Source organism: Ensifer sp. PDNC004, assembly GCF_016919405.1.
Classification (GTDB): domain Bacteria; phylum Pseudomonadota; class Alphaproteobacteria; order Rhizobiales; family Rhizobiaceae; genus Ensifer.
In genome coordinates this window covers 981,787-1,005,539 of record NZ_CP070352.1, presented here as the reverse complement: position 1 = coordinate 1,005,539, position 23,753 = coordinate 981,787, and the positions used below count along the sequence as shown (strand labels likewise).

Annotated in this window: 18 protein-coding genes and 1 pseudogene; 13 read left to right on the top strand and 6 right to left on the bottom strand. The window is 63.8% G+C overall.

Annotation, left to right across the window (positions count from 1 at the left end):
* The first annotated feature begins 84 nt into the window (after window positions 1-84).
* From JVX98_RS04400 to JVX98_RS04385, 4 genes and pseudogenes are all read left to right on the top strand, one after another.
* Window positions 85-564: a carboxymuconolactone decarboxylase family protein gene (locus JVX98_RS04400; RefSeq protein WP_205235929.1), complete on the top strand. Its 480-nt coding sequence runs from the start codon at window positions 85-87 to the stop codon at window positions 562-564.
* 59 nt (window positions 565-623) lie between these two features.
* Window positions 624-1,377 (top strand): annotated as a pseudogene (locus JVX98_RS04395) (SDR family oxidoreductase).
* Between the two features lie 52 nt (window positions 1,378-1,429).
* The gene (locus JVX98_RS04390; protein WP_205235928.1) at window positions 1,430-1,837 is read left to right on the top strand and encodes a cupin domain-containing protein; all 408 of its coding nucleotides are present in this window, start codon (window positions 1,430-1,432) and stop codon (window positions 1,835-1,837) included.
* Between the two features lie 69 nt (window positions 1,838-1,906).
* Entirely contained in the window at window positions 1,907-2,911 is a 1,005-nt protein-coding gene (locus JVX98_RS04385) for a mechanosensitive ion channel family protein (protein WP_205235927.1), read from the top strand.
* On the opposite strand, the gene JVX98_RS04380 is transcribed toward JVX98_RS04385, so the two are convergent.
* Window positions 2,894-3,382 carry an Rrf2 family transcriptional regulator gene (locus JVX98_RS04380; RefSeq protein WP_205235926.1) on the bottom strand — a complete coding sequence of 163 codons (489 nt, stop codon included), beginning with the start codon at window positions 3,380-3,382 and terminating at the stop codon, window positions 2,894-2,896. The genes JVX98_RS04385 and JVX98_RS04380 overlap by 18 nt on opposite strands.
* Before the next feature lie 114 nt (window positions 3,383-3,496).
* Here JVX98_RS04380 and JVX98_RS04375 point away from each other — a divergent pair, with 114 nt between their 5' ends.
* Window positions 3,497-4,399 carry a M23 family metallopeptidase gene (locus JVX98_RS04375; protein WP_205235925.1) on the top strand — a complete coding sequence of 301 codons (903 nt, stop codon included), beginning with the start codon at window positions 3,497-3,499 and terminating at the stop codon, window positions 4,397-4,399.
* A gap of 85 nt (window positions 4,400-4,484) precedes the next feature.
* A complete protein-coding gene (locus tag JVX98_RS04370; RefSeq protein ID WP_205235924.1) occupies window positions 4,485-5,129 on the top strand; it encodes a LysE family translocator in 645 nt (214 codons plus the stop codon).
* A 59-nt stretch (window positions 5,130-5,188) separates the two neighbouring features.
* On the opposite strand, the gene JVX98_RS04365 is transcribed toward JVX98_RS04370, so the two are convergent.
* Window positions 5,189-6,460: a GGDEF domain-containing protein gene (locus JVX98_RS04365; RefSeq protein ID WP_205235923.1), complete on the bottom strand. Its 1,272-nt coding sequence runs from the start codon at window positions 6,458-6,460 to the stop codon at window positions 5,189-5,191.
* 190 nt (window positions 6,461-6,650) lie between these two features.
* Here JVX98_RS04365 and JVX98_RS04360 point away from each other — a divergent pair, with 190 nt between their 5' ends.
* Window positions 6,651-7,220 carry a methylated-DNA--[protein]-cysteine S-methyltransferase gene (locus JVX98_RS04360; protein WP_205235922.1) on the top strand — a complete coding sequence of 190 codons (570 nt, stop codon included), beginning with the start codon at window positions 6,651-6,653 and terminating at the stop codon, window positions 7,218-7,220.
* Between the two features lie 99 nt (window positions 7,221-7,319).
* Here JVX98_RS04360 and JVX98_RS04355 read toward each other — a convergent pair whose 3' ends face one another.
* The 4 genes from JVX98_RS04355 to JVX98_RS04340 form a co-directional block, all read right to left on the bottom strand.
* Window positions 7,320-8,585 carry an alkyl sulfatase dimerization domain-containing protein gene (locus JVX98_RS04355; protein ID WP_205235921.1) on the bottom strand — a complete coding sequence of 422 codons (1,266 nt, stop codon included), beginning with the start codon at window positions 8,583-8,585 and terminating at the stop codon, window positions 7,320-7,322.
* A 122-nt stretch (window positions 8,586-8,707) separates the two neighbouring features.
* Complete coding sequence (locus JVX98_RS04350; RefSeq protein ID WP_205235920.1) at window positions 8,708-11,767, bottom strand: AsmA family protein; 3,060 nt, start codon at window positions 11,765-11,767, stop codon at window positions 8,708-8,710.
* Between the two features lie 97 nt (window positions 11,768-11,864).
* The gene (locus tag JVX98_RS04345; RefSeq protein WP_205235919.1) at window positions 11,865-12,809 is read right to left on the bottom strand and encodes a DUF817 domain-containing protein; all 945 of its coding nucleotides are present in this window, start codon (window positions 12,807-12,809) and stop codon (window positions 11,865-11,867) included.
* 158 nt (window positions 12,810-12,967) lie between these two features.
* The gene (locus JVX98_RS04340; RefSeq protein ID WP_052202028.1) at window positions 12,968-13,450 is read right to left on the bottom strand and encodes a hypothetical protein; all 483 of its coding nucleotides are present in this window, start codon (window positions 13,448-13,450) and stop codon (window positions 12,968-12,970) included.
* 531 nt (window positions 13,451-13,981) lie between these two features.
* On the opposite strand from JVX98_RS04340, the gene JVX98_RS32170 reads away from it, so the two are divergent.
* The 6 genes from JVX98_RS32170 to JVX98_RS04305 all read left to right on the top strand — a co-directional run bounded on the left by JVX98_RS32170 (window position 13,982) and on the right by JVX98_RS04305 (window position 23,749).
* Window positions 13,982-15,718: a hypothetical protein gene (locus JVX98_RS32170; protein ID WP_210399301.1), complete on the top strand. Its 1,737-nt coding sequence runs from the start codon at window positions 13,982-13,984 to the stop codon at window positions 15,716-15,718.
* A gap of 132 nt (window positions 15,719-15,850) precedes the next feature.
* Window positions 15,851-17,887: a type I secretion protein gene (locus JVX98_RS04325; RefSeq protein WP_246764798.1), complete on the top strand. Its 2,037-nt coding sequence runs from the start codon at window positions 15,851-15,853 to the stop codon at window positions 17,885-17,887.
* A gap of 21 nt (window positions 17,888-17,908) precedes the next feature.
* Window positions 17,909-20,377 (top strand): type I secretion system permease/ATPase, encoded by a 2,469-nt coding sequence (locus JVX98_RS04320; protein ID WP_205235916.1) that lies wholly within the window; start codon window positions 17,909-17,911, stop codon window positions 20,375-20,377.
* 6 nt (window positions 20,378-20,383) lie between these two features.
* Window positions 20,384-21,724 (top strand): HlyD family type I secretion periplasmic adaptor subunit, encoded by a 1,341-nt coding sequence (locus JVX98_RS04315; protein ID WP_205235915.1) that lies wholly within the window; start codon window positions 20,384-20,386, stop codon window positions 21,722-21,724.
* A 520-nt stretch (window positions 21,725-22,244) separates the two neighbouring features.
* Window positions 22,245-22,655 (top strand): hypothetical protein, encoded by a 411-nt coding sequence (locus JVX98_RS04310; protein WP_205235914.1) that lies wholly within the window; start codon window positions 22,245-22,247, stop codon window positions 22,653-22,655.
* Window positions 22,656-22,777: 122 nt separating this feature from the next.
* Complete coding sequence (locus JVX98_RS04305) at window positions 22,778-23,749, top strand: aldo/keto reductase (protein ID WP_205235913.1); 972 nt, start codon at window positions 22,778-22,780, stop codon at window positions 23,747-23,749.
* Window positions 23,750-23,753 lie beyond the last annotated feature (4 nt).

The following is a 23,753-nucleotide window of genomic DNA, read 5'->3' as shown; positions in this document are numbered from 1 at the left end:
CGCCGGACGCGCTTTACTGTCCGTCAATTAAGGATACTTTGTATCCATAAGGATAACAAATGTCCTTAATTTAGGAGCAAATCCATGACCCAGCGCCTCAACTACGCCCAGCAGTCACCCGAGTTTTTCAAGAAAATCTCCGACTTCAGCCTCAGCCTGAAGGATAGCGTCATCGAGCAGGCCATCCGCGATCTCGTCAATCTGCGCGCTTCGCAGATCAATGGCTGCGCGTTCTGCGTCGACATGCATGTGAAAGAGGCGAAGATCCACGGTGAGAGCGAATTGCGCCTCTACCACGTGGCGATCTGGCGGGAATCGAACCTGTTTGCGCCGCGCGAACGCGCCGCACTTGCCTGGACCGAGGCGCTGACGAAATTGCCCGAGGGCGGCGTATCGGACGAACTCTACGAGCGCGTGCGCGGCCAGCTCTCGGAGAAGGAAATCTCCGATCTGACCTTCTCCATCATGGCCATCAACGCCTGGAACCGCGTCAGTGTCGCCTTCAAGTCCGTGCCCGGCTCGGCCGACAAGCTCTATGGGCTCGACAAAGCCGGGCTCAACTGAGCGCGCCTCAACAGCCGTCATGCAAGGCGGCGCGAAGGGCGCCGCCAATGGAGGATCCCATGAAAATCGTCATCATCGGCGGAACCGGCCTCATCGGTTCAAAGACGGTCGAACGCCTGTGCAAGCGTGGACACGAGGTGATCGCCGCCTCGCCGAACACCGGCGTCAACACGATCACGGGCGAGGGGCTCGCCGAAGCGCTCAGCGGCTGCGATGTCGTCGTCGACCTCGCCAACTCCCCTTCGTTCGAGGACAAGGCGGTGCTCGAATTCTTCGAGACGTCCGGCCGCAACCTGCTTGCCGCCGAACAAGCTGCCGGTGTCAAACACCATATCGCGCTTTCCGTGGTCGGTACCGAGCGGCTGCAGGAGAGCGGCTACTTCCGCGGCAAGCTTGCCCAGGAAAAGCTGATCAAGGCCGGTGGCGTGCCCTTCACGATCGTGCACTCGACCCAGTTCATGGAGTTCCTGAGCGGGATCGCGCAATCCGGGAACAGTCGGCGACGTCGTGCGCCTGTCGCCGGCCTATGTGCAGCCGATCGCGTCTAACGACGTTGCCGATGCCATGACCGACGTGGCGCTCGCCGCTCCCGTCAATGGCACGATCGAGATTGCCGGTCCCGAACGCTCGCGCCTCAGCGATCTCGTCGCCCGCTATCTCAAGGCGATGGGCGACAATCGCAAGGTCGAGCCCGCCCGGGAGGCGCGTTATTTCGGCGCTCTGCTCGAGGACGGCTCGCTTGTTTCCGACAACCATCCCCGCCTCGGCCGCATCACCTTCGAAGAGTGGTTCGCAACGGCGCCCCGCAAGTAACCGAACCGGAGGTGCGCGTCGCGCGTCTCCCTCGTCTGAAAGGATTTTCGACATGATCAAGTCTTTCCTCGCCGCTCTTGCCGTTACTGCAACCCTGTTCGGCACCGCCGTCGCCGGTGAGGCTGCCAAGGTGACGCTTGTCTATGAGCATGAATTGCCGAACGTTCCCGGCAAGAGCATCAAGGGTGTCCTGGTGGAATACGGGCCTGGCGGCTCGTCCGAGGCGCATACCCATGCGAGCACGGCGTTCATCTATGCGACCGTGCTTGAAGGCTCGATCCTCAGCCAGGTCAATGACGGCCCGGTGAAGGAATACAAGGCCGGTGAGAGTTTCTCCGAAATGCCGGGCGACCGTCACGGCGTCAGCGCCAACGGCAGCAAGACCGCGCCAGCTAAGCTGCTGGCCGTCTTCGTCGTCGACACCGCCGAAAAGGAACTGACCTTTCCGATGACGAAATAACGTGATGCCAAGGGCCGGGTGCCAATCGCGCGCCCGGTCCTTCTTTCGGCTCAATTGTTGGAGCCTGCCATGTTCGCCGAACACCTGCCCTTGCCGCTGATCCTGATCAATCTTCTGGGGGCTGCCGGCATCGTCGTCTGGCTTCTGCAGGGTCGCCGCCGTCTGATGGCGCGGCTGATCGTCCAGATCCTGTTCTTCTCCATCATGACCGCGGTTCTCCTCCTTGCCGGGATGATGCCGCATCGCGGCGACGACCAGCATCTGCAAGGCGCAGCGGCGTTCCTCGCGACCTCGGCGCGGGTACTTTGGTGGACACACCTCGCCTGGTCGCTCGTCGGCTTCGTTCGCCTCTACATCGTTCTTGACCGGCGGCCACAGGAAGCCCGCCTTCTGCAGGATCTCATCGTCGCTGCCGTCTATCTCGGCGTGGCGCTGTCGATCCTGGGGTTCGTCTTCAAAGCGCCGATCGGCACGCTCGTCGCCACGTCAGGCGTCGTCGCCATCATCTTCGGGCTTGCGCTTCAGAACACGCTCGGCGACGTCTTTTCCGGGATTGCCTTGACGCTGGGGCGGCCGTTCGCCATCGGCGATTGGGTGGCGCTCGGCGACGGAACCGAGGGACGGGTCATCGAAAACAACTGGCGCTCCACCTTTCTGCTCACCAGCGCCCACAATGTCGTCGTCCTGCCGAACAGCGCGCTCGCCAAGGTCGGGCTCACCAACTTCAGCCGCCCTGACGAAACCCATCAGATCTCGTTGCTGATCCGCATTGCTGCGGATCACTCGCCCGGCCGGGCCGAAGAGGTCTTGCGGATCGCCTTGCAGGCATGCACCCGGATCGTGCACGATCCGCCGCCGGCCGTGGCCCTCAAGGCGATCGACGCCGTGGCGATCGAGATCGAGTTGCAGTTTCGCGTCAGAAGCCCGGCGGAAAGGACGCCCGCGCGAAACGAGGTGATCGCACGCGTCCATGAGCAATGCCGGCAAGATGGCCTGTCGCTCGCGCTGCCGGCGTATCTCTACATCTCGCCGGCTGAAACCACGGCAGGGCGCCGCTCATCCGGCGCGCTCTAGCACCCAGGCGAAACTTCGCTTCCAGAGATCGGCGGGGAGTTCCTTCGAGAGCGTCTCGATCAGATCGGACAGGCGCACGCTTCGCAGCTTGTCGCGCCAGGCTTCGTCCGCCTCCCACATGATGCGCGCCACCGCGCAGGGCGTCTCGTCGCAGTAACCGGGCGCCCGGCAGGGATTGTCGGCCCGGATGTTGGTGCAGACGAAGGTGCGCGTCCTGCCTTCGACCGCCTCGACGATTTCGAGGAAGGTCAGTTCCGCTGGCGCTTTCGCCAGCCGGTAGCCTCCCGAAGGGCCGAGGGTCGTGTGGACGAGGCCTGCCTGTGACAGGCTTTGCAGCGCCTTCGACAGATACTCCTTCGGAAGTCCGTGGAATTCGGCCAGCGCCTTGGTCGATAGGTAGCGGCCCTCGGGCAGGCCGGCGAGAATGGCGCAACAGTGCAACGCCCATTCGACTTGGCTCTTAAGGATCATACGCTCTAACGATCATTTTTCGTCCGGCAGATGCCGTTCGCATCTATTAAGGACAAAAAATATCCCTATTTTTTCCCTGTGTAAACAGCGCCGGCGTGTGCAACAGGTGGGGTCATGGTCGTTGTCATCGGCTTTCTGCTTGCTCTCAGCATCCTGTTGCCGCTTGCCTTCATCTGGCGACTGTGGTGGTTGAACGAGCCGACCCGGCTTGGCTGGCTGCTGGCGCTTGCAGAAACCGTCGTCCTGCTCGCCCTGATCGGGCTTCTCAATCGTTGGGATATCGCCGGCTTCTGGACCCGGGCGGCGCTTGCCGCGCTCGCGGTCGCAGCGGCTCTGGTTTCGTTGCCCCGACATTGGCGCCGGCCCTGGCTGTCGCTCGATCGTGGCGCATTGGCGCGCAGCCTGGTGCCGACCGTAGCCTCTCTCGTCGTCTTCGGTGCAGCACTCGCCTATGTTACCTGGGGCATTGGTGCACGGCACGATCCGCGCGCGCTGACCTTTCCGCTGACCGGCGGTCGCTTCGTCGTCGCGCAGGGCGGCGGCATCGGCGTGCTCAATCATCACAGCGATCACCCGGCGCAACACCACGCTCTCGACATCACGGCGATCGGCGACGCCGGCTTCCGGGCGTTCGGACTGCTGCCCAGGGATCCCGCCGACTACGCCATCTTCGGCAAGACCGTCGTCAGTCCTTGCGAGGGAGAGGTCGTTGCGGTCGTCGACGGGCTTCCCGACCTGCCGCCGCCCGAGGCGGACCGGGACAACCCGGCCGGAAACCACGTGATCGTCGCCTGCGACAGCATGCGGGTGGAACTGGCGCATCTGCGCGAGGGGAGCGTGACCGCGACGGTCGGGGCGCGGGTTTTCGCCGGCGACCCGATCGGCGCCGTCGGCAACTCCGGCAACAGCACGGAGCCGCATCTGCACATTCATGCCGTCGATGCCGGATCCGGAAAGGCGGTTCAACTGTCCTTCGACGGGCGTGTTCCTTCACGCAACGCGCAATTCGCCAGGTGAGAACCGATGCGTGGTTGAGCGGGCGGTGCTTTACACGTTCGATCTGAACGGCCAAAGATAGGCCGCTCACGGGAGGAGCTCGTTCATGGACATCAGCACCATGGCTGCCTTTGCGGCCGTCACCTTCATCGCGGTGGTCACGCCCGGCCCGGACGTGATCCTGGCGATGGCCAATGGCTCTCGTTTCGGCATGAAAAAGGCGGTTGCCGGGATGATCGGCGTGCTCCTTTCCGACTTCTTCCTGATCGCCGCCGTGGCAGCCGGCCTCGGCGCCATCCTCGCCGCCTCGGAGTTCTGGTTCTCGGTCGTCAAATATGTAGGCGCCGGCTATCTCGCCTGGCTCGGCTACAAGATGCTTCGGCCCGGCAGAACCGAAAAAGCCGAAGGACAGAACTCGGAAAACGCCGATCTCGTTCGCACGGAATCCGCACTCGCGATCTGCCGCCACAGCATGATCGTGGCCATCACCAACCCCAAGGCCTACCTGTTCTTCTCCGCATTGCTGCCGCAGTTCATCAACCCGGCCGCGCCGCAACTGCCGCAGTTCCTGGCGCTTACCGCCGTGTTCACCGTCGTCGAGTTTGCCGTCATGTTCGGTTACGCCCTTGTCGGCTTCAAGACGACGCAGTTTGCCGCCTCGTCGATGCGGCGCTGGATGGAACGAGGCTGCGGCGGCGCCTTGCTTGTCTCGGCTGCCTCGCTCGCGCTGGTAAAGCGCGTCAACGGATAGGCGGCGGGTCGCGATAACGGGGTGCTCGGCCGATTGTTCGTTTTCGGGATGCGGAAGGTTCAGGAGCCGGTGGGCCGCCGTGTCGCAGCACTGCTTCTGGCAGGGCTTAATGATAGAAGCGTCGCCGCCGTTTCGGCGGGTGCGATCGAGCCCGCTGCAAACTGCGGCACGCCCGACGGATCATCCGACCAAACGCTGTTTCTGCCGGCGGCCTTGGCGGCGTAAAGCGCGGCGTCGGCGGCGGAAATGATCGCGTGCACATCCTCGTGCCGGTCGGCAAAGGCAATGCCGATGCTGACCGTTGCCGACAGCACGCCCTTGGCCGTGCTCATCCGGCGCGCCTCGAGCGAGGTGCGAATGCTGTCGGCAATGGCGATCGCGTCGGCGCGATCCGCCTGCGGCAGGCAGGCGGCGAATTCTTCCCCGCCGATGCGCGCGATCACGGCGCTGCGCGGCACGGCTTTCGAGAGGATCCCGGCAAATTCCACGAGCACCTGGTCGCCCACCGTATGGCCGAAGCGATCGTTGATCGCCTTGAAGTGATCGATGTCGAGATAGAGCAGCGCTCCCCTGGCCGGTTGCGTGGCGAGATGGCTCTCCAGCTGCGCAAGGAACGAGCGGCGGTTCGGCACACCCGTCAGCGCATCGGTCTCCGAGGCGAGCTTGTAGCGTTGCTGGGTTCGCTCCTTGACCATGGCGAAGAAGGCGAAACCACCGGCGAGGCTGTGAAGAAACAGCTCGAAGGTCAGCAACTGGTACCAGAGCGGCTGCGCCGTTCCCGCCGCCGTGTTGCCGGCGAGCGGCCAGATCAGGATCAGTGGAATGCGGGAGAGGTAGAGCAAGCCGTGGGTGGCGAAGACGAAAGCGACGATGTAGGAGCTGGGGAGCTTGCGGAAATTCTCCGACCGGAAGATCTCGTGCGCGATCAGTGCCGAATAGGCGAAGATCAGCATGGAATAGAGCACGATCCGGCTGGTGACGCTCTCGCGAACATAGTCTGAGGAGTAGGTGACGACGATCCACAGGATCGGCCCGATGAGCGCGGAGGCGATCTTGAGCGGCTGATTGTCAAAGGCGCGCAGGCCGAGCCAGATCATCGCCAGCCCCAGCACCGCGAGCGCGTTGCCGAGCGAGATGGTGATGAAGTTGTAGCCGTCGCCGCGCAGCGTCAACAGGACGAAGCCGAGCGCGCCGATGGCGAAGGCCGAGGACCACAGAAGCAGTTCGAGGCTTTTGCGCTCCTGTCGCCAGGCAAGTCCGAAGAAAGCGGCGAAGATCACCAGTGTCGCGAACGAACTGAGCATGATCGTCGGGGTATGCAGGATGTCCACCATCGTCTCCTGATGTTCGCGCGAAACCATGCCCGACAAGCGTAAAGCTTTCGCAAATGACGGCGAGGGGCGGCGTGCGGAGCTTCGGGCAATCTGTGCCAAAACGGCGGTCGCATAGGCAGGAAACGGGTTGAATTCGGCGGCGTCCTGCACGATTTTTGAGGGAGGCGCACAAGTGGAGGCAAGGTCGATGGGCCAGGCGATGCATCGATATTTCATCTTTGAGACCGCAGCCGGGTTCTGCGGCATTGCCTGGAACGATGTCGGCATCACGCGCTTTCAATTGCCGACCAGCACGCGAGATGCGACCGAACGGCTGTTGCTACGGCGGCTGCCTTCTGGCGGGGCATCGGAGCCGACACCTGAAATAGAGGCGGCGGTGGAAGCCGTGCAGCGCTACTTCGAAGGCAGGGAGGTCGATTTCTCCGGCTTTGCGGTGGACCTGCAAGGCCAGAACGAGCTCTTCCTGCGCATTTACGCGGCCGCGCGGGCGCTGCGCTGGGGCCAGACCACCACCTATGGCGCGCTCGCCAAGGAATTGGGCGTCGGGCCGGAAGCCGCGCGCGATGTCGGCCAGGCTATGGCGAAAAACCCAGTGTCGCTGATCATCCCCTGTCATCGGGTGCTGGCCGCCGGCGGCAAGATCGGCGGGTTTTCGGCGCCCGGCGGATCGACCACCAAGACGCGCATGCTCGAACTGGAAGGCGTCCACCTGGAAGAGCAACAGCCAAAGCCCGCACAGCAGTCCTTTGGCTTCTAAGTAAACTCGTTCGAACGCGTGCCTGGTGAAGAGGCTTCACGCGACAGGAATTAAACTCTTGTTTTTACAGCGTTGTCGCAAATCGTTGCGCGGCATGCGTTAGCCTTTGGACCGCTGCGCGGCCTCGCGTTCGTAGACCGCGAGGAAGGCCTTGCCCATCAGTGACTTCTCGTTCTCGATGCTCTGTCGCAGGACCGCCGCGCGGGTTGCCTGAATGGCACGGTCGTCGGGTGCGGCTGCACTGGCGAATTCTATGAGCTGCACCGCAAGGCGGAAACTCCCTTCCTCCGATAGGCGCACGGCTCGTTCTGCAAGCTTTTCGGCGCCGCCGGCAAGAGCGGCCAGTTCCGATGCGAGGTCGGCGGTCCGCGGCGGCTTGAGGTGGGCCGCATCGCCATCGAACCAGCCGGCATAGAAGTGATAAATGCCGCGGACGAGGAATTCCGGGTCGTCGTATTTGGCTGCCAGATAGGGTTTGGCCCGATATGCATCCGGCACCTTCACCGCATGCAGGACTTCGTCGAGTGTTGCGCCCCTGTTGAGGAGCGCGAGCGTTTCGCGCACAAGATGCTCGAGCGCCTCTGCCCCGTCGCGCAGCATCTCGGCCGCGCGCTCGTCGCCAAAGACGACCGGACCGTGACCGGGAATGAGGACCGCCGGGGCGAGCGCCTCCATCCGCCGGAGTGCCGTCGCCCAATCGGCAGCATAACGCTGCACCTTGCGCGGATTGCCGGCGTTCGGAAACACCCAGATGACGAAATCGCCGCTCGCAAGGACGCGCCGTTCCGGCAGCCAGACGAATGTTGCGTCGTCGGTCTCGCCCCTGCCGTGAAAGAGTTCGATCCGCTCACCGCCTATGGAGAGCGACAGGGTGTCGTCATAGACCACGTCCGGTCGCCGCTGGCCGATCGGGTAGACGTAGCCCGGATTGTTGAACTGCTGGCTCTGCGCGATGCTGTTGTAGCCATGCGAGGCTTCATAGCGCTCCATTCGTCGCTTCACGTTGCGGTGGGCGACGATCCGCGGCCGCGCCAGTCCGCGCGTATCCGCTTCCCGGTCGATATCCGTGATCCCGCTGGTATGGTCGATATGGCCATGTGTGAAGACGACGGTGTGTATGGGGCTGTCGTCCCACGAGCGTATGACGTCGAGGGTCTGCTTTGCCGTTTCCGGCTTCGCGGTATCGATCAGGACTAGGCCTTCGCGCGTGCGGATGGCCGTCACACTGCCGCAGAAATAGGTCGTATGGACGGTGACGATATCGTCGGCGACGTGCGTGATGGCACCATGCGAGACCGCGGCGGTCCATTCTTCCATCGGAGCCGTGCCGTCCCACAGACGCTCGAACAACGGGTCGTGTCTCATGAACTTTCTGTCCTTGCAGCAATCGCAGACAGCTTTAGCACTGCCGGCCGTGGTTGGAAGCCGGCACATACGGTCTTCTGGGCATGTCTCGGGCTTCGGGCTCCTTCAGCGGAGGCGCCCGCTCACTGAAGAAGCTTGAACAGCTTTCCCAAGGTGCTCCTGTCCTGTGCCGGCTGCTCGGCTTCTGCGGCGGGTTGCTGCTCAGGCTGCGGCGTTTCCGGCGACGGCTGTTCCGCAGCCGTGTCGGGCGGAATTTGCCCTTCGACAGCCGGTGCCGCCTCGGGCTCGCCGCCGCCACCGCCGATGATCTGCTCGATGGAGAGTTCGCTGCCTTCATCCTTTGGCTGCTTGCCGATCGCACCGCTGAGGATATCGCGCAGCTTTCCTCCCTTGCCTTCGCCGGACAGGAGTTCGTCGAGCCCCAGCTTGCCGGTCGGCAATCCGAGCTTCTTCAAGGTCGAAAGCGCGGCATCGGGGTTTTTCAGAAGGCCCGAAAGGTCAGGATAGATACGCGGAGCAGCAAACGACCCTTCTATGATGACGGGCACGCCGATGCCTTCCGTCGCGATATCGGCGCCCTGGCCCTGCAAGGATGCGACGACGCGTGGATCGAGCCGGAAGTTCAACTCGTCCTCCGGCAGGTTTGCCTCGCCCTTGCCGCTCATCCGCACCAGCGGACCGACGAGCTTGATGTCGTCGGTGCGGGCAACGCCGTTCTCGATCGCAAAGGACGCCCCGAGCTCGGTAAAGCCGGTCGCCTTGCTGTCGTTCTGCTTGAAGCCGGACGACATCAAGCCGACGAGATTGTTGTAGACGTCGGCGACGTCGATCCCGCGAATGGCGCCGTCGGAGAAACGCACCTGCGCCGTGCCCTTGAGCGCTCGCTTGAGCGCGCCCGTCGTGCCGCCGGCGCCTGCAATGTCGAACGTCGTCTGCAGCGCCCCTTCAAGGTGCTTGAAGTTCGCAAGGTCGGTGAGCAGCGGTGCGGCCGAAGCGCCGGAAATCGAGGCCTTGACCGCGATCGACGGCTCCGTGCCGGAGCCGTCTGCGGTGAGGCTTGCGGCCACCTGGCCGCCATAGAAGGGGCTTTCGGGAATGTCGAGGTTTGCAATGCCCTCGGAGATCCTCAGGGAGGTTGCGACCGGCCCGGCGACGACGCGGCCGTAACCGAGCTTCTCGGCATCGACCTTGATGGAGGCATCGATGGAGCGAAGAGCGGACAGATCCAGAGGAGCATCCGTTGCAGGGCCACCACTCGCTTTGCTTTTGGCCTTCGCCTGCGGCGCGGCCGAAGGCGCGCCGGCCAGCCGCGCGAGGTCTAGTTCCTTGAAATGGAGCGCGCTCGAAATTTTGAGCGGGGTCCCGAGTTCGACCGCGCCGTTGCCGCTTCCCTCCACCCCGTTGACCGAGAGCGTGGCCCTCTGGAACGCGACGCCGGCGGCGCTTGCCTGCACGTCGCCGTTGAAGGCGAATTGCGTGATGCCGCCCGCGTCCGCCTGGCCGATCGAGGCAAGAAGCGCTCGCAGGTCTGCGGCCGCGAAGTTCACCTTGCCGGCGTAGCTGCCCGCAAGCGCCGCGTTGCCATCCAGCGCAAGCGTCGCTTCCTTCGAGCGCAGGTCGAGCTTCAGCGGGATGTCGCCCGCACGGGCATTGGCGTCCATGAGCAGGTCGCGGACCGGTAGGGTAAGATCGATCTCGGCCGGTTTGCCCCGCCACTCAAGGCTGCCCGCAAGACGCATTGGCTTGGCCAGGTCCTCGATCTTGAGGGTGAGCTTCTTTGCCTTCACCTCGGCCATGGCCGGATCGGCGATGCCGGGAATGACGATGGTCGCGTCGCGCAGGCTTGCGCCGCCGGTCACGTTGATCGTCTTGCGCACGGAGCTTGCGCTCAGTCCGCGAAACGCGAAGGTCGTGTCCATCGTCACGGTCCCCGTCAGCGGCACCGCTTGGCCGGCCAGAGCCGCGAGTTTGGAAACGTCGAGCCCGTTGCTGACGACGCGGCCTTGGAAAATCGGCTCGGCGGCGCTGACGTCGGCGGCGAGATCGGCGGCAACACTGCCGGCGTCGATGCCGAGATGCTCGAGCCGCCCGGTCAGTTGTCCGTCCTTGAGCGTCGCCGTCAGCGTGACGTCGGATGCGGAAATGTCGCCGGCGGCAAGGGCGCCGACATTGACGCTGATATCGGCGTCAAAGCCGGCCAGCGCCTGCAGGCCCGCTGCCGCCTTGGCCTTGGCCTTGTCCGTCCGGCCTGCCGGTTCCTCGGGCTGCGAGGAGGATGCGGCGGTCTCGCCGCCCTCGAGGAACGCGCTCAGATCCAGCCGCTCGGCATTGAGGTCGGCGAGGAACCGCGGGCGGCTGCCCGGCACGAACAGCGCGTCGAGCCCGAGCGCTTCGTCGCCGATCGTAAGCTTGCCGCCGCGGATCTGGTAACCGCCATTGGCATTCAGCGCCACCTGGCCGCTGGCGGTCAGTTCGGTGAGCCCGGCCGCGAGCTGAGGCTCGGCCTGCAGCGAGAGGCTGAGTTCGGCGGGCTTGTGCTCGAGCAACGGACGCAACGGCGAGACGGCAAGCGTCACCTCGTAGCGCCGGCCCTCGACGCCGGCGCCGGCCGAGAGCGACAATTCGCCATCGATATCCGGAACGGCGAGCGTGAGGTCGAGATCCTTGACGACATCGACCGAACCGCCGGCGTCCTCCTGCCGCAGCGTTCCCTCGCTGATCGAGATCTTGTCGATGGCGCTTTTTTCGAGGAACGCCACGAGAGCGGCGAGCGGATCGCGTGTTTCGCCCGTGTTCGCCTGTCCCGCCTCCCCCCCGTCTTGGGCGGCCGCGGCGGCCTCGGCCTTCGGCCGCAGCGCCACGACAGGGCGCACAAGCCTTACTTCCCTAACGTGCAGGCGGTCGGACCAGAGCGAGGAGAGCGTCACCGAGCCCGCGACTTCGCCGATCTCTGCGGCCATGCCATCGGCATCGAGCGAAACGTTTTCGGCCACCACCGCCAGGTGCGGGACGACGGAAAGCCTGACCGGGCCGTTGAGCGCGATTGCGCTGCCGGTCGCGTTCGAGAGTTGCCGCCCCAGTTCGGCGCGCATCCAGTCGCTCGAAACGAAGCTGGGCAGGATCATGACTGAAACGACAGCGAGCACGCCGAGCGCCAGCAGGCAAAGAAAGAAACGCCGCATGTTTCCCCTCGTTGCGAAAGCGATTGATTCGGTATCGTTTTCCAGCGCGCGCCGTTTTGCAACTCCCGGGGAGATCCGGCCCATCTCTAGGGTTGCGCTATCGCGCGACGACACCCTTTGCGGCGGCGGCTGAATCGCCCATCTCGGCGGCCTTCCTCTCGGCCCCGGCGGCCGAAGCGACAACCGCGCGTGGACGATGCACGAGCGTGACGAGTACGAAGGACAGGATCATCAACAGATACCAGGCGCCGAGTTTTTGCACGGAGACCAGCGTCCAGCCGGCATGCTGCGAGGGATAGATCCAGGCCCGCGACCATGTGCCGATGTTTTCGGCGAACCAGATGAAGAGGGCGACCAGCAGGAAGCCGAGAAGCAGCGGCATGCGGTGGCGAAAGCGAAAAACGCGATAGTGCACCGTGGTGCGAAGGAAGAGAATCGCGGTCAACCCGAAGAGCGCGTAGCGCAGGTCGATGATGTAGTGGTGGCTGAAGAAGTTGACGTAGATGGCAAAAGCCAAGAGCAGGGTGGCAAGGAGTGGCGGGTAGTTGCTGTAGCGCATGTCGAGAATGCGGGTCACGCGCGCCAGGTAGGAGCCGACCGCTGCATACATGAAGCCCGAAAACAAAGGCACGCCGCCGATGCGAAAGAAGCTCGGCTCCGGATAGATCCAGGAGCCGACGGAGGTTTTGAAGATTTCCATCAGCGTGCCGACGACGTGAAAGATCAGGATGACCTTGGCCTCGGCCATCGTCTCGAGCTTGAAGACGAGCAGCGAGACCTGGATGGCGATGGCGCTCAGGAACAGGAAGTCGTAGCGCGCGAGACCACTGCCTTCGGGCCAGTAGAATTTCGTTGCCAGCATCAGGGCCAGCATGGCGCCGCCGAAGAGGCAGGCGAAGGCCTGCTTGATGCCGAACACCAGAAATTCGGTCAGGCCGCCAAGGGGGCCGCTTGCCGGAAGCCGGTCGAGCACGCCATGGGCCGCAGCGTCGATGCGCGCCTCAAGGCTCGTAAGCCGCCTCTCTTCGGGCTTTCCAACCATCCGCATCGCCTCCCGTTGCCATCGCTCGTGCGATGGCCTGACAATGCGGTTGAATTGTGGATGGGTGGAAACCGGGCCGTGTGGGGCCGCCGCGCGTCCGTCACCGCCCGCAGGCGGCAGGATGGCGACAGGCCGCAAGCAGCGTTCGTGGCGGTCGATCAGCGCGGGAAGGCGTAACGGTCGACGATCGCCCAGATTTCCCGGTTGACCTCCTGCAGCTGCTCGATCACCTCGTTGATCCGCGCGATCTCCGCCTCGTTGATCTGCTCGATCTTGCCGTACTTGATCGTGTCCTTGCTGTCGAAGATCGCCATCAGTTGCGTGCTCGCCTGATCGCCGGTTTCGTCGAAGGAATAGATGCAGTGGCTGTATTTGTTGCGGAGCTTCGCCTGCCGGCCAAGCTGTTGGGTGATCGCCAGAATTTCCTGCCGCTGGGCGGCAGGTGTCTTTCCCATCTTGGTCAGCCGCTCGACGAGTTCGATGCGGGCCCGCGTCGTGTTCAGCGTCAGGAAGATGACGATCGCGGTTTCCTTGTCGACCCGGGCGAGGCCGGCGATGAGGTAGATGAGCAAACTCTCCGTATTGGTCCACGTATAGTTGAGTTGTCCGATCAGAAGTAGGATCTCATGAAATCTTGCCATGGGCCTCTGCCAACGCTTTCGTCCGTCAATGGACGAACGTTAGAATATCCCATTCTGGCGGCGAGTAAATTTGTTCCAGCAGGCGTCCTGCAGGGCCTGAAACGCAACGCCCAGCCCTGTCGTCGGCTTGGCGCCAGCGGAAGGTTGATGGCCACATTTTACCTAACCCACGGGTGAAGACATCCAGCCGTCGCCGCTAGCCCGCGGTGGTTAGCCCGAACTGACAACTTACAATGTGTATCGGTTTTCGACAGACTCTCCAGCGCAACCGGCGAGCAGGACGCATCGGGCCTTATGGGGCTAGCACTGCATCGAATGGCAAAATGCCCTTTAGGGAACCTGATCCGGTCCTCTCGACCCAATAGGGGAGAGGCAGCCAGAAGAAAGCAATCGAAATATCGGCATGCGGACGCTGCGGCGTCCAGGAGGAACCATTTTCATTAAGTTCAACATGTAGCCCGCGCATGGCCCAAATCCGCGTATGAGAAGAATGCGGCTCGGCTGTCGCGGCCTCAACTTGAGGTGATCGTTATGAGCAAGGACAAAAATATCCTGTGGCCATGGGATGACAGCCAGTCTCAAGATCAAGACCAGGACCAAGGACAGGGCCAGGGTCAAGGACAATTGCAGGCGGAGCTGCAAGGCCAGCTTCAGGGTCAGGGACAAGGCCAGGGCCAAGACCAGGGACAGGGCCAGGATCAAGGCCAAGGCCAGGACCAGGGACAGTCGCAATACAGCGAATCCTACAACGGCAACCTGAACGGCAATGGCAACCTGAACGGTAACGGCAATGCCAATGCGAACGGCAACGGCAACCTGAACGGTAACGGCAACGCCAACCTCAATGGCAACGGCAATGCCAACCTCAACGGCAATGGCAACGCCAACCTGAATGCCAACCTCAACGAAAACAGCTCGCATGTCGACGTCGACAGCAAGACGACCGTCGATGTGAGCGTCGATCTCGACCTCAGCGGCTACCAGCCCTCCGATGACGATTTCGCCGATATCGACAACTCCTCCATCCATGGCATGGCAAACACGAGCTTCAAGGACATCCTGAACGGCTCGATGAACGGCAACAGCAACGTTGCCAACGTGTTCAGCCAGAACGCCATCATGTCGGATGACGACAGCGCGTCGGACATCAATAACAGCGGCACGCTGAACCAGAACGGCGACGCCAATGCCGGGGACGCCCACTCGGGCGACGGCATCCAGGCCGGGGCAGACGGTGGCGAGGGCGGTAGCAAGGCCTATGCCAACGGCGGCGACGGCGGCGACGGCGGCCATTCGATCGGTGGCTTCGCGGGCGCTGGCGACGGCGATGGCGGCGACGCAGACAACAATGCCGATGCGACCGGCGGTGCAGGCCTTGGGGGCATTGCTGCCAGTGTCGGCGTTGGTGGCGGCAGCTCCAGCGGTGATGCGAATGGCGGTACGGCGACAGCCGGTGCCGGTGGTGCTGGTGGCGCCGGTCTCGGCGTCGGCCTCGGTCTCGGTGTGGGTCTTGGTGTCGGTGCGGCAGCCGGTGGTGACGGTGGCAGCAATGGCGCCGGCAACGGTGGTACGAGCGGCGACGTCTCGAGTGGCACGGCCGGATCGTCGGATGCAGGCGACGGCGGTGACGCTGGCGGCTTCATCCTGCCGATCCTGAACCTTGCCGGCGACGGCGGCGACAGCAACGGTGGCAACAGCGTAGCGGTCGGCGATACCGGCAGTGCTGACGGTGGCGATGCTGGCGATGCCGGCGACGGCGGCAGTGGCTTCGGTGCCGGGTTCGGCGCCGGTGCAGGCTATGGGGCCGGTGCGGGCGTCGGTGGCGCCGGCGGCGGTGGTGGCGACGCCTATGCCGGCGGCGGCTCCACGGGTGACTCGACTGGCGGCGACGGTACCGGTGGTGCTGCAACCGGTGGTCATGGCCTCGGTGGTCTCGCGCTCACGGGTTCGTGGGCTGCGGGTGGCGACGGTGGCGATGCCTATGGTGGCCACGCGTTGGGTGGTGCGGCCGGTGACGGCGGTGCCGGTGGCTTCGCAACGAATGGCGACGGCGGCGCTGGTGGCAGCGCCGGCATGTGGGGCTCGTACAATGGTGACGACAGCTTCGTCGAAGGGCTCTCCTCGGCGTCGGCCGATGCCGTCATCGACACCAACGCCTTCAACCAGCAGATCGTGCTTGGTGCGAACCTGCAGGGCAACACGATCGACATGACGGTTGTTGGTGGGGACTTCACGACCACCGCGGTCGGCGACGACGACAACACCTGATCATGAGGTGATGCCGAACCGCATGCCGCGGACATCGGCATTGAATTGGACTGCGCGGGGAGCCTCTCGCGCAGTCCGGCATGACCCGCCATGCCAGAGGGGACTGCCGGTTACAAGAAGGAGGCCCTGACCTTGTATTCCGCAAAGATCACCGAGGCCATTGCCCATTTCATCGGTCTTTTCGAGCTCTCGGCCGAAGAGGCCCGTCTGCGTGAAATCCACGAGAAATTCGATCCGGATCGAGAGGTCCACAAGGACCCGAAGGAACTCTCGTCCGCGCCGGTCAAGGTGCACGCACCCTACGATCTCGACGATTTCAACCCCGACGTCCCGTACAAACCGGTCGGACCGGACATCTTCATGCCGATTCCGGACGGCTATGCCGGAGTGTCTTTGCCGGAGTATCCCATTTTTGGCGGTTCCTTTGGCCGCGCCAGCACGGAAGCCTTCCTGCAGGGCGGATCGCCGAGATCGGCGGCCCAGGTGGTCGAGCCGCACATCAACCCGCCGGGTTCGGTCGTGGTCTACAGCAACCAGATCGCCGAACTCTCGGACAACGACTTCGTCAGCGTCGGCGGGCATGGACTGACGTCCAGCCTGCAGATCGACAACAGCGCCACGATCGCCGAACTCATCGATGCGGCACAGCAGATTTCGCTGTTCGGCGACACCGATGTCGCTGACTCCAGCGATGCGATCGCCAGCCTCGTAACGAACGCGGCTGAAAGGCTCGATGCCTATGCGGCCAGCGGCGAGGCAGAGGCTGAGGGGATGACCGTCAGCCATTTCGTCGCCAAGGCAAGCGCGCTCGAAGGCATCTATGTGAATGGCGTGATCGTCGAGGAAGCGCCAGTTCTGAAGGATCATCTGCCAGGCGCGGACGATGCCACCGAGACACCGGACGAGCCTGCACTTACGAACGGGCCGGTCGAGGTCAGCGGCGGCGTCGCGTACGGGGAAGGCGCCGTTTCGATCAACAGTTCGGTCGAACTGGAAACCGGCAGCAACACGCTGGTCAACTCCGTCGTGATCACCAGCAACTGGCTGCAGGCGGACGTACTGGCTGTGGCCGGCGACCATGTCGCGCTCAACGCGATCGTGCAGGTCAACGCCTATTACGACAGCGACCTCGTCAGTTCGGCGCTCAGCGGCGGCAGTCCGGTGCAGGCCGCCACCCAGGCGTTGAACATCGCGATGTTCAAGCATGTCGAGCCGGCGCAGGAACCAGCCCATGCGGAAACCGGGGACTTCCCCAAGGCCTGGGCCATCACCCAGGTCAAGGGCGACCTGATGATGGTGAACTGGTTGCAGCAGTTTACCTTCATGTCGGACCAGGACACGGCGACCCTTTCGGCTTCGGGCTCGAAGCTCTCGATCGTCGCCGGCGACAACACCGCCGCCAACGAGGTTTCGCTGCTTGAACTGGGATACCGCTTCGACCTGATCTTCGTCGGCGGAAGCGTCTTCGACGCCAACATCATCCAGCAGACGAACATCCTGCTCGACAATGATCTGATTGGTGCCGTCGGCGGATTCCACACCAGCGGTGCCGGGTCGGTCTCGACTGGCGGAAACCTGCTTTGGAACTATGCCGGCATCGTCGAGGCCGGTCGTGCAGGCCCGGTCAATCCGATGTCGGACGGTTACCTGTCGGCGCTGGAGGACCTGTCGGAAGGCAAGAAGCCGTCGGGCGACGACTTTCTGCATGATCCCGCCTTTGCCGGGCTCCATGGCCTGCGGGTGCTCTACATTTCCGGCGACCTCATCAGCCTCAACTATATCCAGCAGACCAACATCCTCGGCGACAGTGATCAGGTGACGCTGGCGATGAACGCGCTCGAGGCGCGCCCGGATGCGGACTGGACCATTTCCACCGGCTCCAACGCCCTTTTGAACTATGCCGGGATCGTTGATGTCGATACCGGCAAGACGATCTATGCCGGCGGCGGCGCCTATTCGGACGAGGTGCTCATCCAGGCGGAGCTGGTCAAGAACGATCCCTATCTCGGAAGCCAGAACCCGGATGCGCTCGTCAGCGAGGCGGTGATCTTTCTCGGCGACGACATGCTCACGCCGGATTCCGGCCACCAGCCGCAGGACCAGATCTCGCCGAACCAGCACAGCATCGACACGGCCAGCGCCGACCCCATGCACAGCATGGTCGCCTGATGGGAGTGCGGGAGGATAATCATGACCGACCGCCCCAATCCGTCACGGCCGGCGCCCGCCGAAACCGGCGGCGATGCCGTTTCACGCGTGGAGGAAAAGGAAACACGGTCGGAAACGTCTCGCGCCGATGCCGCGCGGCGGCAGTTTCTTCGCAAGCTCAATCATCAAGAACACGTTCTCAATCGTGCCGTTAGGGAGATCGACGGAGTGGCGGACCAGATAAGAAGAGTGGCGGCAACCGACGCCGGCGACAAGGGCAATTGGAGCATTTCACCCGCGGGCTCGGGTGTCGCTGCAAGGCCGATACAGGCGGCGGTCGCCGCATCCGGCGTCGCGCCGGTGTGTGCTGCAGCGGCCGCGCCGATGGGGATCGCCGAGGCGGTAACGCCGCAGGCGCCACAGACGGCAACGCCACCGGCAGGCGCCGCGGAGGCAGGCAACTTCATGCAGCGGCCCTGGCCGCCGAAAACCGAGCCGGTGGCGCGCGTCGAGATCCAGCCCGCTCCGCGCGACGAAGCGCCGGGCGAGCGCCGACCGATGCAGGAGGAACGGAGGCCGGAACCGCGCATCGAAAAACCGGCGGAGAAGCCGGTCGTCTGGCCGACGGCGGAGATGAAGGAGCGATATTCTCCGTCGGGCATGGTGGTGATCGAAGCCGATCGCGGACCGATCAAGGCCGAGGCCCGTTCGCCCGATAAGGGTGGCGGATCGTCCGACGGCAAGGGCGGCGGCGGTGGCGGAGGAGGGGGCGTCTTTCACAAACGCCTCGGACCGGTCGATTTCTCCGCCAGCCTCAGGGCCGGCATCAAGGCCATCCGGCAGAACCTGATGATCGTCATGGTGTTCACGATCGCCACAAACGTGCTCGTGCTCGCGATACCGGTCTATCTGTTCCAGATATCCGACCGGGTGCTGACCAGCCGCTCGATCGACACCTTGATGATGCTGACGGCGCTGATCGTCGGCGCCGTGGTGCTGCAGACGGTGTTTGACGGCATTCGCCGCATGATCCTCATGCGAACGGCGGTAGAGGTCGCCGCCCAGCTCGGCGCGCCGATCCTGAGTGCGGCGGCAAGAGCAGCACTCCACAGCAACGGGCGCGAATACCAGACGCTCGGCGACCTGCAGCAATTGCGCTCGTTCCTGGTGTCGGGAACGCTGCTTTCCTTCCTCGATGCACCGATCGCGCCGTTCTTCCTGGTGGCGGTCTTCCTCATCCATCCGCATCTTGGCGCCATCGTCGTCACCTCGGCCGTCCTGCTTTTGATCGTCACGCTGCTCAACCAACGCGCGACGGCCGCCGGCTTCGGCGAGGCCACCAACTACCAGACCAAGGCAAACCTGCATCTCGATTCCATGTCGCGCAATTCGCAGATCATCAATGCGCTGGCGATGATCCCTGAGGCCGTGCACATTTGGGGCAAGGACATGGCCGGCTCGCTCAAGGCCCAGGTTCTGGCGCAGGATCGTAACATCGCCTTTGCCTCGCTTTCCAAGGCGGTGCGATTGCTGACGCAGGTAACGATGCTTGGCTGGGGCGCCAATCTCGCGCTTCACGGCCATCTGACGGGCGGCATGGTGATTTCGGCATCGATCATCGCCGGCCGCGCGCTCGGCCCGATCGAGGCGGCGATCGAAGGCTGGCACCAGGTTATCCAGGCGCGCGCCGCCTATGGGCGCATCACCTCGCTGTTGCAGACGTCGCCGCTGAACTTCGAGCGGCTGAAGCTGCCGCGACCCGAAGGGCGCCTCGATGTCGAGCGCCTGCTTTTCGTTCCGCAGGGCACAAAGCGCGTCGTGCTCAACGGTATCACCTTTGCGCTGGAGCCGGGCGACTCGCTCGCGGTCATCGGCAGTTCCGGCGCCGGCAAGACGACGCTCGGCAAGATGCTCGTCGGCTCCATCCTGCCGACGTCGGGCAACGTGCGGCTCGATCTTATGGATCTCAGAAACTGGGACCAGCGGCAATTCGGCGAAAGCATCGGCTACCTGCCGCAGGACGTGCAGCTGTTCCCCGGCACGATCAAGGCCAACATCGCGCGCATGCGCGAGGATGCCACGGACGCCGACATTTATGCCGCCGCCAAACTTGCCGACGTGCACGACATGATCGCCACGTTGCCGCACGGGTATGAAACGGTGGTGGCGGCCGACGGCTCGCCGCTTTCGGGCGGCCAGAAGCAGCGCGTGGCACTTGCTCGCGCCTTCTTCGGCAATCCGCGCATGGTCGTGCTCGACGAACCCAATTCCAATCTCGATACTGCCGGCGAGGCGGCGCTGACGCGGGCGCTGAGTCATGCCAAGCGCGAGAAGATCACCGTCGTCACCATCACCCAGCGGCCCGCGCTGCTCAACAGCGTCGACAAGGTCCTGTTGCTCGTCAACGGCACCGTGGCGCTCTTCGGCATGCGCCAGGATGTACTCAAGGCACTTGCGTCGCGCGGCGTGAATACCGAAGGCAACCCGCTCGAACAAAACCAACTTCCGTAGGCGATCATGAGCGATATGGCCAAAGTACAGGATCTGACCTGGTACGCGGAGGTTCCGCGTTCGATCTGGCGGCATACGGTGATCGGCATGGTGCTGATCGTCGTCACCTTCGGCGGTTTCGGCCTCTGGGCCTTCACCGCGCCGCTGGCGGCGGCCGTCATCGCCCAGGGAAGCTTCGTCGCGACCGGACAGAATAAGGTGATCCAGCATTTCGAGGGCGGGATCATCAAGGAAATCCTGGTCAACGAGGGCGACCATGTCACCGCCGACCAGCCGTTGATCCGGCTGGACGAGACGGCGGCGCTCGCCAACGAACGGCAGTTCTTTCTGAGACGGGCAAGGCTCGAGGCGATCGTCGCCCGGCTCAATGCGCAGGCCAACGGCCTGAAGGAGGTGGCGCTGCCGAAGGTCCTCACCGAGAACCTGAAGGACGATCCGGAGATCGTGCCGATCGTCCAGAGCCAGCAGCTCAACTTTAAAACCTGGAGAAGCAAGCTCGACAGCGACATCGGTCTTTTGAAGCGAAACATCGAGAGCCTCGAGTTCCGGTCCGAAGGCTTCGAGGAGCAGTTGAAGTCGGTCCGTGAGCAGCGGACCCTGCTGGAGGAGGAATATATCGGCAAGAAGACGCTGCTCGCCAAGGACCTGATCCGCAAGACGGAGATCAAGAGCATCCAGCGCGCGATCGCCGATGCCGAGGGGCAGATCGGCCGGCTGATGTCCGAAGTCTCCGAAACCGGCGCCCAGATCCTGAAACAGCAGCAGCAGGTCAACCAGACCGAGGAGAGCTACCGCGAGGCAGCACTCGACGAGTTACAGAAGGCCGAAGCTGAGTTGGACACGGTGCGCGAGCAACTGCGTGGTGCCACCAATGTTCTGCGCCGCGCGACGATCAATGCGCCGGTGACCGGCACGGTCATCCGGATGCATTTCCACACCTCCGGCGGCGTCATAGAGAGCGGCAAGCCGATCATGGAAATCCTGCCGGCCGACGTGCCGCTCATCATCGAGGCACAAGTGCTGCGCACCGACGTCGACAATATCCGGGTGGGCGAAAAGGCGACTGTGCGCCTGACCGCGCTCAACCAGCGCACGACGCCGGTTCTCAACGGGCAGGTTTTTTACGTCTCGGCGGACGCATTGCCGGTACAGACGCAGGAGGGCACGCGCGAGGTCTATCTGGCGCGCGTCAACCTGCCGGCAAGCGAGCTTGCGAGGGTTCACAATTTCGTCGTGACCCCCGGCATGCCGGCGGAAATCCTGATCCAGACGGCGGAGCGGACCTTCTTCGACTATCTCACCAAGCCGATCCGCGACAGCATGGCACGCGCCTTCATGGAAAACTGATCGTTTCGACCGGCGGCAGTATCTGCGGCGTCGGAGTGGGGGCGGCGTGAAACCCGTTTCCGCCCGCCTGCGCGTCGTCTGACGTGCTCGCGTATCATCTACGTCGCCGGCCGTTCGATCGCATTTTCTATGGGCCTGGACCGGTGCGCCGGTGTTGCGCTGCGCGCATAGCGCATAGCTGGCCTGCACAAAAACCGCCTACGATTTGGGCAGAAACCCTGTATATTCACCTCATCGAAGCAATGCATCTCCTCCCGCAGAGCTTCGACGGGTGAACGATCTCCTCCTCCCATGGATCGTTCACGAGATCAGCGCCACTCCTCCTCCCAGGCTGCTGATCGATTTTTGAGAGCCTGCCGCTCCTCCCGCGGCGGGCTCTTTTATTTTTCGGCTGACGCTGCCGGCAATTGCGTCCCTCAAGCGACGTATCGGCGACGCCCCGCCCCCGCACGATCAACAATGCATGCCCGCCCACGGAACCAAAGTCCCCAGTTGGCGGTTACGCCTGTGGAGGTGCGTGATGTCTATCCGGCACGTGAAATCCGATCTGCAGTCGAAACCCCAGCGCTGGGCGTTTCACCATGGCGCGGGGCGCCTGCGGGCAGGCGACGCGATCCGCAACCAGGCCACGACGGAGGGCCGGCCGGCCCCGGTGGTCGATGCCGGCGACGGTGGCCTCGTCGCGCCGGATCTTTCGGGATCGCTTGCCTCTCATCGCAACCGGCAGCCGCCGACGCACGACTATAGCCGCCGGACGGTGGGTCGCGAGGCTCTGGCCTCCATTCGCGACCTGCGCGACGAAGACTGCAGCGGCGGGCCGATCTGGGCCGCCTTGCTCGGCGACAATACGAGCGAGGGCATGCGGCAATTCATCGGGCTCGTGCTCGCTTTCATCTTCCTTTCGGCTGTCATCTTCTGGTTCCTTGCCTAGGACGCCTTGGGCCTAGGACGCATTGGGCAACTGGCCTGGGCATTTGCCAGGTTGACGGTCGATCGCCGAGGCCTAGATAACCGGCGACATCCCGTCCTCCCTCCAATGCCAGCGAGAGCACCATGCACTACAGAACCCTCGGCCGCACGGGCCTGCGCATTTCCGAAATCGGTTACGGTGCCTGGGGCATCGGCAAGAGTCAGTGGCAGGGCGCAAGCGATGACGAGTCTGCGCGCGCCCTCAACCGCGCGGTCGATCTCGGCCTCAACTTCATCGACACCGCACTCGGCTACGGTCAGGGTCACAGCGAGAAGCTGATCGGCGCTTTGCTGCGCGAGCGGTCGGAGACGATCCACGTCGCCACCAAGATCCCGCCGAAGAACATGCAATGGCCAGCGCATGCCGGCACGCCTGCCGAGCAGACCTTCCCGGCCGATCACGTGATCGCCTGCACCGAGGCAAGCCTGCGCAATCTCGGCGTCGAGACGATCGACGTGCAGCAGTTTCATGTCTGGTCGGACGAGTGGGTCGGGCGCGGCGACTGGCTGGAAGCGGTCGAGCGGTTGAAGCGCGACGGCAAGATCCGCTTCTTCGGCGTTTCGATCAACGACTACGAGCCGGACAATGCGCTCCGGCTGATCGAGACCGGCGTCGTCGATAGCGTGCAGGTGATCTACAACATCTTCGAACAGGCGCCCGAGGAGAAGCTGCTGCCGGCGTGCCTGAAGCACAATGTCGGCGTCATCGTCCGCGTGGCGCTGGACGAAGGCGGTCTCACCGGCCAGATCCGCGCCGATACCGTCTTTCCCGAGGGCGACTTCCGCGAGACCTACTTCCGCGGCGAGCGCAAGCGCGAGGTCGAGGAGCGGACTCAGAAGATCGTCGAAGACCTGGAAATCAAGCCCGACGCGCTGGCCGAAACGGCGCTGCGCTTCGTTCTCAGCCACCCGGCGGTATCGACGGTCATTCCCGGCATGCGCTCGGTGCGCAACGTCGAGCGCAACTGCGCCATCGGCGACGGTGCCGGCCTGCCGGATACGCAGCGGGCGAAACTGACCGCCCACCGCTGGCGGCGCAACTTCTATCGGGATTGAAGAT